The sequence below is a fragment of the Candidatus Accumulibacter sp. ACC007 genome, from assembly GCF_907163205.1.
Lineage (GTDB): Bacteria > Pseudomonadota > Gammaproteobacteria > Burkholderiales > Rhodocyclaceae > Accumulibacter > Accumulibacter regalis.
In genome coordinates this window covers 2,114,836-2,127,387 of the sequence record NZ_CAJQUD010000001.1, presented here as the reverse complement: position 1 = coordinate 2,127,387, position 12,552 = coordinate 2,114,836, and the positions used below count along the sequence as shown (strand labels likewise).

Below are 12,552 nucleotides of genomic sequence, written 5' to 3'. Positions count from 1 at the left end.
TCCGCCCTTGACATCACCGCTCCCTCAAAACGCGAAACCCATCGCCGGTTCCACACGAAACGACATAGAGCCGTTATAACGAGGGTCAGGAGTATACCGACCTGACGGCGGGCGATGCCTACTCGCTGAAAGAGGTGCTGGCCCGCGACCCTGAACGCTTTGCCGTGCAGCCGGCCGGGCATGCACTTGATCGCGTTCAGGCCAATGTCGTCTTGGTGCCAGCGAAATCCACCTTCAGTTTGCGCTCGCAGACCGTCTCGTGGCCAACCCTTGATGGCGATACTCGGTCGATAAAATTGCAGGCCGGTAAGACCTATATGGGCCCCAATGGTTACCGGATACAAATGGAGTCATCGACTGCCGATCATCGTCAATGGAATCTCGTAGGAACCTCGGCGGACGTTACGGCCTGCCACAAGCCGGCGACCGTTTCCGGGGGGGGGAAATCGGAGATATCCAAAGCGATTTCGGACGCGATACTCGTCGGCCATGTTTACGTCGCCGACCTCGAAAAGGACATGGATGCGGTTGCAGCCATTCTGGCGCGTGATTTCTCCGAACGCTATAGCGATCAGGAGAGAAACGGCGTTGATAACCGCCTCATACTAAGCAGTGACCGTTCGATTGGTAGCGTCATCAAACTGCTCACGCCGTCGGGCCGCGATTATAACGACGCGTACAACACATGGTTGAGCGCTATTCCACAGCATATCAAGGAACTTGTCTTCGTCGTCAAGCGCTTTCACCGCGCGGAGTGGGGCGATTGCTGGCGGAGTCACTACTCGGTAGATCTGATCAACGGTCGTCCAGGGAATTCACTGAAGCTGGACGGGAGAACGCTGGTCGTGAATACCCTGCGCGTCGGTTTCGAGAAGGACGGGGCCTGGCGTGTCTTCGGGTTGCGCCATGACTTCCACCCGGCCGGCAAAGTGCAGACCGAGGACGACATCACGGCCAGCGTGGTAGCCCCCGCCAGAGCGATTGCGGGAGAGGCGGAAGCGTTCTCGCAGAAGTTCGTGCAAAACTGCGAGCGTCGCCTGTTTCAAAGGCCGGACGATGCAATCCATCGCGGCTATGACCGGCAGGCGGAACTGGATCTGGCGACACCGGGGACTTTTATCTCCAACTTCCAGCCGCTTGACGGATCGGATGCGCGTGAGCTGGTTGATGACGCCATCGGATTCAGTGAGTTTACCCCACCGATGCAGGACTTGATCCAGGCCGCTGCGAGCGCGCCGGAGGGATCGTCACCCGCCTATTTCGTCTCCTCGGCACACCCGCGTCTGGTCGATGGGAAACCGACGAAAAACCCGCGCTATCTGCAACTGCGCCCCGACATCGCGTGCCCGAATGAAACGTCAATTGCCAACCTGGCGATGCGCTTGTTCCGCAGGCAGTCAACCGCCGAGCCGCTCATTACCCCAGTACATGTGGTAGCCGCCGGTCGCCGCAACAACCCGCCGGATGATGGAATTCGGCCGCTATGCCCCTACAATCCGTTGCACTACATGGAGCTGCCCGAGCTCTTCATCGAGTTCATCAGTTCGATGACCGGCAAGTCACCCTCGACAACCGGTGCGGGTTCAGAGGGTGCGTTGACCAAAGGGCCGTTCAATGCGTTGCCGGCCATCATCGACCTCAATGCCGCCTTCGTCTCCTTCGCTCTCACTGGTTACGACGGATGGGTTTCCTCTGCCGGTTACGTCGGGCCAAATGTGCGCGTCGACCATGACGTCAGTTTGCTGGTGCCCGAGGTGTTTGCACGCATGAGTCCAAGTGAGCGCGAGGCGAAAAACCTGATTGCCCGGGGTGCCCTGGAACGCGTCGTCGATTTCGAACACCGTGGTCAGCCTGTTCTGGCCAGCCGGCTCGGCTACCGGATGACAGCACGTTTGGCGAGCACCTACTTTGGCCGAATATTTCTGCATCCGCATGCCGTGTTCACCGATGAAATGCTGCGCCCCGAGCTGCAGGACATGGACATCTTTGCCGACGGTGTGGCGAATATCGTCGCTACCCACCAGCGGGTTGCCGAAAGCTATTTCACCGATGGCACCATTTCGCTAGCCTGCCCACCCTTGCGGGCCGTCCTGGAAATCATGGCCCACGGACAGACAGCGGATGGCCATGGACTTGAGTCACTGGAAGTGCGTTCGCTGTTTTCTCGCGAAAGCGTACTCGCCAGTGATTGGTATGCGGCACGCCTGGACGCCAAGCAACGCGGTGACGAGACGCGGCTGACTCATGCGCTGGCCTCGCTATACGATTTCCTTGATCGTACCGAGAATGCCGAGGTTGCTTCGCGCCTGGGACTCTCGGCGCGACGTGCTCGGATACAGGACGAACGGGTCCTTGTCGGTTCGTCGGAATATCGTGCCGGGCTGGTGGGGACCATCGGCCTGCAACCCCTATAGGGTGTGTTGACGAGCGGGCAGTCGCCGCGGCTGCCCGCTCGTCGGCTTGCACGCTGGTCAAGCAACCATGGGGAGCATGGCCACGATCGGAGTAGGCGAGGCATTTGGTGATAGCGTCCAGGGCGCTGTCGCGCTAAGTGTGACGCTTAGCGGCCGGCAGGCCATCGCGACAAACGGCGTGCAGGTCATCGTGACGAATGGCGTTCCCGAGCCGGCGATGCTGTCGCTGCCGGCGGTGAGCCTGGTTTGGCGTTGCCGGCCGCAAGAAGAACCGAGGCGTTCCTGCGGGTAGCGAGGAGGCTCGGTTTCGGCCGGGCTTTTCCGTTTTCAGCGTCGCTTCCTCCAGAGTTCGACAGATGTCGCTGTAAGCGCTTGAATGTGCGAAATTTGCGTAGGAGAAATTGGCACTACAAGGGTATGGCGGACGGTTCCGGGAGGGCGGCGGTTGTGAACAACTCCTTCTGTTCTCGCCAAACGCCGATATACTTCGTTCCTGCGACATGTGCTTCCGAGCACTGAAGAACACATCCGGCAAGGCAGTCGTGCCCGCCGCGCAGACAGTCCTCGCATCGGCAGGGTTTGCACGCTGGCACGCTGCCATTCACAGAGGGAGGTCCTGGCATGACGGAACAGACAATGTGGCTGATAGGTGGGGCGGCGGTGATTGTCGCTGCGTTGATCGGGTATTTCGTGGGCCGCAGCCCACTTGGCGGCAAGACCAAACGAGTCGCGGCGCTGGAGGCGGAAGTCTCGCGCCAGCAGGATGAAATCGCCGGTTACAAGCGTGACGTCGAGTCGCACTTCGACAAGACCGCAACCCTCGTCGCATCGATGGCCGGCTCTTACAAGGACTTGTTCGAGCATCTGTCGTCAGGTTACGAACAACTTTCCAGTGGGTCCGCCCGTCAGCTCTTCAGAGACCGCGTCGTCGGCCTGTTGGTGGGAAGTGCGGGCGGTGCGACGGTTGCGGAGGCTACTTCTTCGGACAAGGTATCGGCGGCCCTGATCGCCGCTGGCGCGCAACCGCGTGAACTCTCCACAACAGGGCAGGGTAGCGAGGCGGAACGATCGGCTGCGGCGGGCGCCGAGGCAGCAGCGGATGCCAAGGACGTCGCCGCCCCCGCGGACGCTGAAGCGGCGATGGGTACTGCGGCTGAGGGTGAACCGGCACAGCAGGCCGAGAAGAGCAGCAGCGAAGGATCGAGGACGCCGGCGGGCGCCGAGAGCAAGCCCGCTGGCGACGTGAAAGCCGCATCGGAAGGGCAGGCGAAGCCCGGCGAAAAGGCTGGAGCCGCTGCCGGGGCTAAGGATGAAGGTGGCGAGGATGGCACCGGGAAGGGTGCCGGCAAGGATACCGGCGCCAGCAAGTCGTGACGCATCGCGATCCGGCTTCCGTATAGGAGGGTAAGGCAACCCGCCTTGCTCGCGTACCCTGGCTGAGGTGACGGCGGCCGGCAAGGCCAGGCAGCCGCGCCAGCCCTTTGGCGCGGGCCGTGCCACCCTTCCGCGGTGGCGTTGCGGTTCAGCGCCTGAAGCGCTCCTCGGCGAGTGCGTCGGCGACCTCTCCGGTGGGCCGTGCTTCCCTGTCGGCGCGTTCGAAAATCTCCAGCAGGGTGTCGTGGATGCCTTCGACGTGCCGCAGCAGGGCAGCGCGCTCGAAGCCGATCCGCTCGTGATAGATGTCGATGATCCCGCCGGCATTGATCACGTAGTCCGGCGCGTAGAGTATGCCGCGATGCATCAGCGCGCTGCCGTGGCGGACCTCGGCCAGCTGGTTGTTGGCGGCGCCGGCGACGATGCTGGCGTGCAGCTGCGGGATGGTTTCGTCATTGAGGATGGCGCCCAACGCGCAGGGCGCGAAGACGTCCACGTTGGCCGCGTAGATGGCTTCCGGAGCGAGCGCGCTGGCGCCGAGTTCGGTGCGCGCCCGGACCAGGTTCTCTTCGTGGATGTCGCTTACCCATAATTCCGCGCCGGCTTCCTTGAGCTGGCGGGCGAGGTCGAAGCCGACATTGCCGACGCCCTGGATCGCCACCCGCAAGCCGTCGAGCGAGTCGCGTCCGAGCTTGCGCTTGACCGCTGCCTTGATGCCGAAGAAGGTGCCGTAGGCGGTGGCCGGCGAGGGGTCGCCGCTGCGCATTCCCTCGGCCTCGTGCGAGGGCTTGTCTTCGATGCCGGCGACGTGCGGCGTGCGTTCGGCGAGATATTTCATGTCGGCGACGCTGGTCCCCGAGTCTTCGGCGGCGACGTAGCGACCGTTGAGCTGGTTGAGCGCGCGGGCGAAGGCGTCGAGCAGCGCCGGCGTCTTGTCGGTGCGCGGGTTGCCGATGATCACCGACTTGCCGCCACCGAGCTTGAGGCCGGCCAGGGCAGATTTGTAGGTCATGCCGCGCGACAGACGCAGCACGTCGCGGATGGCGTCGTCCTCGGTGGCGTAGTGCCACATGCGGCAGCCGCCAAGCGCCGGACCGAGGTTGGAGTTGTGCACGGCGATGATCGCTTTCAGACCGCTGGCATCGTCGCTGCAGAAAACCACTTGTTCGTGATCGGCAAAATCGGGCAGGGAAAAAACGGACATGGCAAGTTCCTTCGTTGGTAATGAGGGAGGCGGCAATCCCGCCTTGGTCGCTTGTGGCGACGTGGACGGAACGGCCGCGGAATGAGAGGTGGCGCTGAAAGGGCGCTCGCTCAGGCCGAGACCTTGCTCGTCGGTAGCTGTAGCATGACCTGCACGCTCGACGGGCTCTGGCCGTTGAAGCGTGCCAGCAGCTCCTGCTGCTGTTCACGAGCATGCGCGACATAGCGCTCACGGATGTGGCCGAAGCCACGGATTTGCTCGGGCAGGCTGGCCAGTTCGACGGCCAGTTCATGATTGCTGGTCTTGAGCCCGGCGAGGACGGCCTCGATGAGCCCCTCGTACTCGGCGATCAATTGCCGGTCGAGCTTGCGCTCGGCGCTGCGCGCGAAGATGTCGAAGGCGCCGCCGCGCAGCTGTTTGCAGCCCGCCAGGATACGCATCGCCTTGAGCATCCACGGCCCGAAAGTACGCTTCCTGAGCTGCCCGGTGGCCGGGTCCTTGCTGGCTAGCAGTGGCGGCGCGAGGTGGAAGACCAGCTTGTAGTCGCCTTCGAACTGTGCCTCGACGCCCTTGAGGAAGGCGCTGTTGGTATACAGGCGGGCCACTTCATACTCGTCCTTGTACGCCAGCAGCTTGTAGTAGCCGCGCGCGACGGCTTCGCCGAGCAGCGAGACTCCCGGCGTCAGCGCCTCTTCGGCCGCGCGCACGCGCTTGACCAGCGTCAGGTAACGCTCGGCGTAGGCGGCGTCCTGGTACTCGCCGAGCTGCTCCTGGCGGCGGGCAATCAACTCGTCGACGCTGGCCGAGACGCGGTGGTGGTCGGGGACGTGGGCCGGTTGCGCGGCCTTGACCACGGCCGCCATATCGACTGCCGCGACGCGGCCCCACTGGAAGGCCGTGGTGTTGGCAGCGACCGCCGCGGCGTTGATCTCGATGGCGCGCAGGATGGCCTGGCGTGACAACGGCACCAGGCCTTTCTGCCAGGCGAAGCCGAGCATGAACAGGTTGGTGGCGATGGCATCGCCCATGATCGCCGTCGCCAGGCGCGAAGCTTCCAGGAAATCGGCGCTGTCGCTACCGACGGCGTCGGCAATGCGTGCTTCCATGCCGTCCTGCGGGAACTGTGGATCCGGGTTCCGGGCCACGTCGCCGCTGCGTGCCTGCGCGGCAAAGCCGCGCACGAAATCGCTGGTCGTGCTCTGGTCGCGGTTGATCACCACGCGCGTGTGGCCGGCGCGCATCTTGGCGATCGATTCGTCGCTGGCGGCGACGACCAGGTCGCAGGCGATCACCGCGTTGGCTTCGCCGGCGGCGACGCGCGCCGCGTAGAGTTGCTCCTGGCGGTCGGCGATGCGTACGTGCGACCAGACAGCACCGCCTTTCTGCGCCAGGCCGGCCATGTCGAGCACCAGCACGCCCTTGCTTTCGAGGTGCGCCGCCATCCCCAACAGCGCGCCAATGGTCACCACGCCGGTGCCGCCAACGCCGGTGACGAGCATGCTCCACGGCGCCGCCGTATCGGGCAGCGTGGCTTCGGGCAGTTGCGCGAAAAGGGCTGCACCCGGCGTCGCCGCCTTGCCTTTCTTCAGCGCGCCGCCTTCGATGGTCACGAAACTCGGGCAGAAACCCTTGAGGCAGGAGAAGTCCTTGTTGCAGGCCGACTGATCGATCGCCCGCTTGCGCCCGAACTCGGTCTCGACGGCGACCACCGACATGCAGTTGGATTTCTCCGAGCAGTCGCCGCAGCCTTCGCAAACCAGGTCGTTGATGACCACCCGCCGGGCTGGATCGGGAAACTTGCCGCGCTTGCGACGACGGCGCTTCTCGGCGGCACAGGTCTGGTCGTAGATGATCGCGGTCGTGCCCGGCAGGGCGCGCAGCTCGCGCTGCACGCTGTCCAGCTCGTCGCGGTGACGCACCGGCGTTGCCGACGGCAGCCCGCTGTCGCCGCGGTATTTCTGCGGTTCGTCGGTGACCACGACGATGGTCTTGATGCCCTCGGCGGCGATTTGCCGGGCGATGATTGGCACGCTTAGCGGCCCGTCGTGCGGCTGCCCACCGGTCATGGCGACGGCGTCGTTGTAGAGAATCTTGTAGGTGATGTTCACCCCGGCAGCGATCGACTGGCGGATGGCCAGCAGCCCGGAGTGGAAATAGGTGCCGTCGCCGAGGTTGGCAAAGACGTGCGGGGTGCTGGTGAACGGCGACTGGCCGACCCAGGCCACGCCTTCACCCCCCATCTGGCAGAAGGTCTGCGTCGATTCGGGCGACAGCCAGGTGGCCATGTAGTGGCAGCCGATGCCGGCCAGCGCGCGCGAGCCTTGCGGAACCCTGGTCGAAGTGTTGTGCGGGCAGCCCGAGCAGTAGTGCGGAATGCGCGCGATGGCGCGGTTCGGCTTGGCCAGCGCGGCCTCCTTCTCTTCGAGGAAGGCGAGACGCGCGGCGACGCGCTCGGAGGTGTAATAGATGGCGATGCGCGCGGCGATGACGCGGGCGATCATCGCCGGCGTCAGCTCTCCGGCGGCGGGCAGCAGCCATTCCGCGTGCGGCAGCGACCATTCCCCTTTCTCGTCGAACTTGCCGATGACGCGCGGTCGCGCCGACTCGCTCCAGTTGTAGAGCTCTTCCTTGAGCTGGTATTCGAGGAACTGGCGCTTCTCCTCGATGACCAGGATTTCTTCCAGCCCTTCGGCGAAGCGGCGAACGCCTTCCGCCTCCAGCGGCCAGACCATACCCACCTTGTACAGGCGCAGGCCGATCTTCGCGGCCACGGCGTCGTCGATGCCCAGGTCTTCCAGGGCCTGGCGCACATCCAGATAGCTCTTGCCGCTGGTAACGATTCCCAGACGCGGCGTCGGGCTGTCGATCACCACCCTGTTCAGCTGGTTGGCGCGGCAATAGGCCAGCGCAGCGTAAAGCTTGTGGTGCAGCAGGCGCTTTTCCTGCACCAGCGGCGGATCCGGCCAGCGCAGGTTGAGGCCGTCGGCGGGCAGCGGAAACTCGCCGGGGATGATGGTTTCGACGGCAAAGGGGTCGACATTCACCGAAGCCGAGGTCTCGACGGTGTCGGCGAGTGCCTTGAACGCCACCCAGCAGCCCGAGTAGCGCGACAGCGCAAAACCGTGAATGCCGAGCTCCAGATACTCCTGGATGTCGGCCGGCGCCAGCACCGGCATCATCAGCGCCTTGAATACGTGCTCGGTCTGGTGCGGCAGGGTCGACGACTTGGCCGCATGGTCGTCGCCGGCAATCGCCAGCACGCCGCCGTATTTCGAGGTACCCGCTGCGTTGGCGTGGCGGAAGACGTCGCCGGTGCGATCGACGCCCGGTCCCTTGCCGTACCACATGGCAAAGACGCCGTCGTAGCGGGCGTTCTTGTCGAGAGTCACCTGCTGCGTGCCCCACACCGCGGTTGCTGCCAGGTCTTCGTTCAGCCCGGCCTGGAAACGGATGTGCCTGGTTTCGAGAAATTTCTTCGCTCGCCAGAACTCTTGGTCGACGTTGCCCAGCGGTGAACCGCGGTAGCCGCTGACAAAGCCGGCGGTGTTCAATCCGGCGCGTTCGTCGCGCGCACGCTGCAGCATGGGCAGGCGCACCAGCGCCTGGGTTCCGTTCAGATAGACACGACCGCTGGCCAACTGGTACTTGTCATCCAGCGCGACGGTGCGCAGCGTGACGTCTCCGGCGGCTCCGGCATTCTTCTGCGATGCATCCATTTGTCTGTCTCCTCGCTGGACCGGCCGTTAGGGTTTTGCGCGATGATAGGGAATGCTTGTGCTATCGTAAAATCACAAAAACGCACTCGAGGTATCAGAAAATAAGATGACCAGCGACGTCACGCTACGCCAGTTGCGTTATTTTGCCGCCGCCGCCGAAACCGGACAGTTCTCGATGGCGGCAGCGAGCGTGTTCGTCTCGCAGTCGGCGATCACCAACGCCGTCCTCCTTCTTGAAGACCGGCTCGGGGTCAAATTGTTCGATCGCAAGCCGCACGGCGTCGCACTCACTGCCGAGGGGCACAGTTTCTATCAGCACGCGCGGCACATCCTCGACTCGCTGCAGGATGCCTTGCGCGAACCGCGCTTCCGCATCAACGATCTGCACGGCGCGATCCGCATCGCCGCCACCTATTCGGTGCTCGGCTATTTCCTGCCGCCGCTCTTCGCCCGCTTTCGTGCCAACTACCCGGACATCGATTTCGATCTGCACGACAGGGGCCGGCGCGAGGTCGAAGCGGCGGTGCTCTGCGGCGAGATGGAACTCGGTGTGGTGATCCTCTCCAACGTCGTGGATCGCGAGCGCTTCGGCCACCATGTCCTGATGCGTTCGCGCCGTCAGCTCTGGGCGGCCAGCGGCCACCCCGTGCTCGAGCAGCCTTATCCCTCGCTCGCCGATATTGCGCGTCAGCCCTACATCCTGCTGACTATTGACGAAGGCGAAGAATCGAATCGCCGCTACTGGACCGACAACGGTCTCGCTCCCAACGTCGCTTTCCGTACCAATGGCATGGAAGCCCTGCGCGGCCTGGTCGCACACGGTTTCGGCGTGACCATTCTCAGCGACATGGTCTACCGCCCGTGGTCGCTGGAAGGCAAGAAGATCGAAGCCCGCCCGATCCTTGACGCCATTCCACATCTCGAAGTCGGTTTGATCTGGGCCAAAGACGCAACGCTCGCCGAACCGGCCGAAGCCCTGCGCCAGTTCCTCATCCAGGCTTGCGGCAATTGAGCGTTCTGCGGCGCACGATCAGCGGCGAACGAACGCCGCGCGACTTGACCAGCGCAGTTGCAGCTGGCTTGGCCTATCGCCAGTGGCCGTCGGACCTGCAGGTTCGCTCACTTGCCGGCTGGCGAGACTTTGTCGCCCTTCTGCTACCGCCCGTGCTATCGTACAATGACGTTGGATTTTTTTCCGGCGATTCCCGGACGCCCTGCCGCTATCGGCAGGCCCGCTTGGCGATGACAGCGATGGAAGCGTCGCTGGCGGCGGCCCGGGTCTGGAACACTGCTGATGGGTCCACCATGAATGAGTTCGCCTGCCAATACGCCTTGCTTCGTTTTCGCCCCTTCGCTGAAACGGGTGAATTCGCCAATGTGGGCGTCGTTCTGATGGCCGCGGAGGCCGGCTTTTTTGACTTCCGCCTGTTGAAACGTTACGGTCGGATCATGCAGTTCTTTTACCCGTTCGACCGGGAGATCTTCGTGAACGGGCGTGAGCTGTTCAAGGAAGATCTGCAGCGCTTCGCCAGCGATCTGCGTCGCGACGCGCTGGACGGTGCCAGGCGCGAGCCGAATCTGCTTCTGGCGAGCAAGCGCTTTGCCGAACTGGTTCGCCCTCACGACGGCATGTTCTACTTCGACCAACAGCGCTTCGCGCTCTGCGATGATCCCGCGGCCAAGCTCGACGCACTTTATGATCACTACTGCGAGCGCAACTTCGTGAGCAGGGAGTTTTGAGCAGCAAGGGCCGCGGCTTCCCTGCTACCGTACGCTGCTTGCGTTTGCAATGCCAATTGAGGAGAAACTTGTTGATGAGACCAGAGCGTTTTCCGATAGTAGTGAGCGCTGTCGCGCTGCTGCTGTTTCCTGTTTTCAGCGCCGCCGCGCAGCCGCCCAGCCCAGGAGCAGACAAAGCCAGCGTACCTGCCGTTTCTGCAGCAGGCAAGGCGAGCAAGGCTGCGGCGGTGACCATTGCCCCGACGGCCGCCGAGGCGAAAACTGCTGCGGCGGTCGCCGCCGCTGTGGCCAAGGCGGATGCCGCCGATGCCGCTGCTACCCCTGCGCCCGTAGCAGACAGCGCGACGGCTGCCACTCCCGCAACACCGGCCGCTGCCCCGGCGCCGCCGCCGCTCATTGAGCCGGAGGCCGCCGCAGCGCTCAAGCGCAGCAGCGAATTCCTGCAGGAACTGAAGACCTTCAGTTTGCGCGTTGACGCGAGTACCGACGAGGTACTCGATAGCGGTCAGAAAGTGCAGTTCGGCTCGCTCGCGGATATCTCGGTGGTCAAGCCCAATCGCTTGCGGGTGGACGTGATCGACGACGACAAGCAGCGCCAGTTCTACTACGACGGCAGGACACTGACCATCTATGGCAAGCTGGTGAACTACTACGCCTCGGTGAAGGCGCCAAAAACCATCAGGGAGATGTTGGCCTTCGCCGAAACCAAATATGGCCTGGAATGGCCATTGGCCGACCTGCTGGCGCCGGAATCGCTTGCGGCGAACATAAGATCAGGCTTCTATCTGGGCAAGAGCCGCGTTCGCGGTGTTCTCTGTGACCACTATGCCTTTCGCCAGGACGACGTCGACTGGCAGATCTGGATCCAGGAAGGCAAGACGCCGCTGCCAAGGAAGATCGTCATCACGACCAAGAACGAGGACGCGGCACCACAATATGCGGCCGTGCTGAGCTGGAATCTGTCGCCCAGCCTGGCCGATAGCGTGTTCCGTTTCGTTCCGCCCAAGCGGGCCGGCAAGATCGTCCTGCGCGAGCTGGAAGTCCAGCCCGGCAACGAGAAGTGAGGTGAGATGATGAGCCAAGTCCAATCCAAGAAACGCTTGTCCGGTCGCTGGTCGCGTGCCGTATTGATGTCGCTGCTGGCGGTAGGGGCGCATGACTTCTTTGCCGCTTCGCAGGCATATGCGCGCGGCGCCACACGCACCAGCATCAATCACAACACCAATGTGAACCGCAACACCAACGTCAATCGCAACACCAACGTCAATGTGAACCGCAACGTCGACGTCGATGTGAATGGCCGCGGCGGCTATCACCCGGTGGCAACCGGAGTGGCCGTCGGCGCCGCCGTAGCGGTCACGGCAGCGGTCGTCGGCTCGATGGTCGCGACCTTGCCGCCGAGCTGCGTGCCCTACGTCTCTGCCGGAATCACCTACCAGCAATGTGGCGGTGCCTACTACCAGCCGCAGTATGCGGGCAGTTCGGTGACCTACGTGGTGGTTAACCCGCCACGGTAACCATCTTCGCCAGCAGAGCGCGTGGCGAACTGGCCGCCCGGCGGACGTTCCTTCTCCGGCCTGCTTCGGCGCATGCCGCCGAAGCAGGCAAGCCGACGAGGCCCTCGGCGGCGGCAGCAGCAGCGGTCGTTCAGTTCTTGCGCACGAAGAAGATGTCGTACTTCTGCTTGGCCACGGCCTGATAGTAGACGCCGGTGAGCCGATCGCTGGCCGGGTCGTAGCGCAGGTCGTAGGTCGAGCCGTCGTAGCCGCCCGCGCGCAATTCGAGGAAAACCCGCAGATCGCTGCCTTGCCGCGATGCCTCTGCCCTGGCAAACGGAAGCTGGCGCGGGTTGAAGTAGGTCGCCTCGAGCTGACCGCCGGCAGCGCCGTTGGCGATGACAATCGTGTAGCCGCCGTCGGGCCGGACCCATGTCCCCTTCAGTACCTTGCTCTCGGCGTCAAGTTCGGCGGTGGACGATCGTGCCGTGGCGGTGGGTGCGGCGGTGGCCGTGCTCACCGCCGCCGCTGCCGCAAAAGCCAGCGCCAGGGCAAGGGCCAGTGAAGTCGTCGCTACTCTCATATTGAATTACCTTTCTCTGATCCGA

General features: G+C 63.7%; 8 protein-coding genes and 1 pseudogene. 6 read left to right on the top strand and 3 right to left on the bottom strand.

Annotated features, from left to right (window positions below):
• Positions 1–71: 71 nt before the first annotated feature.
• Together QZ634_RS09305 and QZ634_RS09300 are read left to right on the top strand one after the other, a co-directional pair.
• A pseudogene (locus QZ634_RS09305) lies at positions 72–2,414 on the top strand (hypothetical protein); the annotation flags it as partial.
• A 621-nt stretch (positions 2,415–3,035) separates the two neighbouring features.
• A complete protein-coding gene (locus tag QZ634_RS09300) occupies positions 3,036–3,788 on the top strand; it encodes a DUF1043 family protein (RefSeq protein WP_291987453.1) in 753 nt (250 codons plus the stop codon).
• A gap of 148 nt (positions 3,789–3,936) precedes the next feature.
• Here QZ634_RS09300 and QZ634_RS09295 read toward each other — a convergent pair whose 3' ends face one another.
• Both QZ634_RS09295 and QZ634_RS09290 read right to left on the bottom strand, forming a co-directional pair.
• The gene (locus tag QZ634_RS09295; RefSeq protein ID WP_291987450.1) at positions 3,937–4,992 is read right to left on the bottom strand and encodes a Glu/Leu/Phe/Val dehydrogenase; all 1,056 of its coding nucleotides are present in this window, start codon (positions 4,990–4,992) and stop codon (positions 3,937–3,939) included.
• A gap of 110 nt (positions 4,993–5,102) precedes the next feature.
• Positions 5,103–8,708, bottom strand: coding sequence for an indolepyruvate ferredoxin oxidoreductase family protein (locus QZ634_RS09290; protein WP_291987448.1), 3,606 nt, complete (start codon positions 8,706–8,708; stop codon positions 5,103–5,105).
• Between the two features lie 106 nt (positions 8,709–8,814).
• On the opposite strand from QZ634_RS09290, the gene QZ634_RS09285 reads away from it, so the two are divergent.
• From QZ634_RS09285 to QZ634_RS09270, 4 genes are all read left to right on the top strand, one after another.
• Positions 8,815–9,720: a LysR substrate-binding domain-containing protein gene (locus QZ634_RS09285; RefSeq protein ID WP_291987446.1), complete on the top strand. Its 906-nt coding sequence runs from the start codon at positions 8,815–8,817 to the stop codon at positions 9,718–9,720.
• A complete protein-coding gene (locus QZ634_RS09280) occupies positions 9,717–10,448 on the top strand; it encodes a DUF3037 domain-containing protein (protein WP_291987443.1) in 732 nt (243 codons plus the stop codon). Before QZ634_RS09285 ends, QZ634_RS09280 begins: the two co-directional genes overlap by 4 nt.
• A gap of 74 nt (positions 10,449–10,522) precedes the next feature.
• Complete coding sequence (locus QZ634_RS09275) at positions 10,523–11,512, top strand: DUF2092 domain-containing protein (RefSeq protein WP_291987441.1); 990 nt, start codon at positions 10,523–10,525, stop codon at positions 11,510–11,512.
• Between the two features lie 6 nt (positions 11,513–11,518).
• Positions 11,519–11,965, top strand: coding sequence for a hypothetical protein (locus QZ634_RS09270; RefSeq protein ID WP_291987439.1), 447 nt, complete (start codon positions 11,519–11,521; stop codon positions 11,963–11,965).
• 130 nt (positions 11,966–12,095) lie between these two features.
• On the opposite strand, the gene QZ634_RS09265 is transcribed toward QZ634_RS09270, so the two are convergent.
• A complete protein-coding gene (locus QZ634_RS09265; RefSeq protein WP_291987437.1) occupies positions 12,096–12,527 on the bottom strand; it encodes a hypothetical protein in 432 nt (143 codons plus the stop codon).
• Positions 12,528–12,552: the final 25 nt, after the last annotated feature.

What these genes read in the sequence shown, in the direction of transcription:
- QZ634_RS09290 (WP_291987448.1), bottom strand. Translation starts at nt 8,708, where the DNA reads ATGGATGCATCGCAGAAGAATGCCGGAGCCGCCGGAGACGTCACGCTG.
- QZ634_RS09300 (WP_291987453.1), top strand. Translation starts at nt 3,036, where the DNA reads ATGACGGAACAGACAATGTGGCTGATAGGTGGGGCGGCGGTGATTGTC.
- QZ634_RS09285 (WP_291987446.1), top strand. Translation starts at nt 8,815, where the DNA reads ATGACCAGCGACGTCACGCTACGCCAGTTGCGTTATTTTGCCGCCGCC.
- QZ634_RS09265 (WP_291987437.1), bottom strand. Translation starts at nt 12,527, where the DNA reads ATGAGAGTAGCGACGACTTCACTGGCCCTTGCCCTGGCGCTGGCTTTT.
- QZ634_RS09270 (WP_291987439.1), top strand. Translation starts at nt 11,519, where the DNA reads ATGATGAGCCAAGTCCAATCCAAGAAACGCTTGTCCGGTCGCTGGTCG.
- QZ634_RS09295 (WP_291987450.1), bottom strand. Translation starts at nt 4,992, where the DNA reads ATGTCCGTTTTTTCCCTGCCCGATTTTGCCGATCACGAACAAGTGGTT.
- QZ634_RS09275 (WP_291987441.1), top strand. Translation starts at nt 10,523, where the DNA reads ATGAGACCAGAGCGTTTTCCGATAGTAGTGAGCGCTGTCGCGCTGCTG.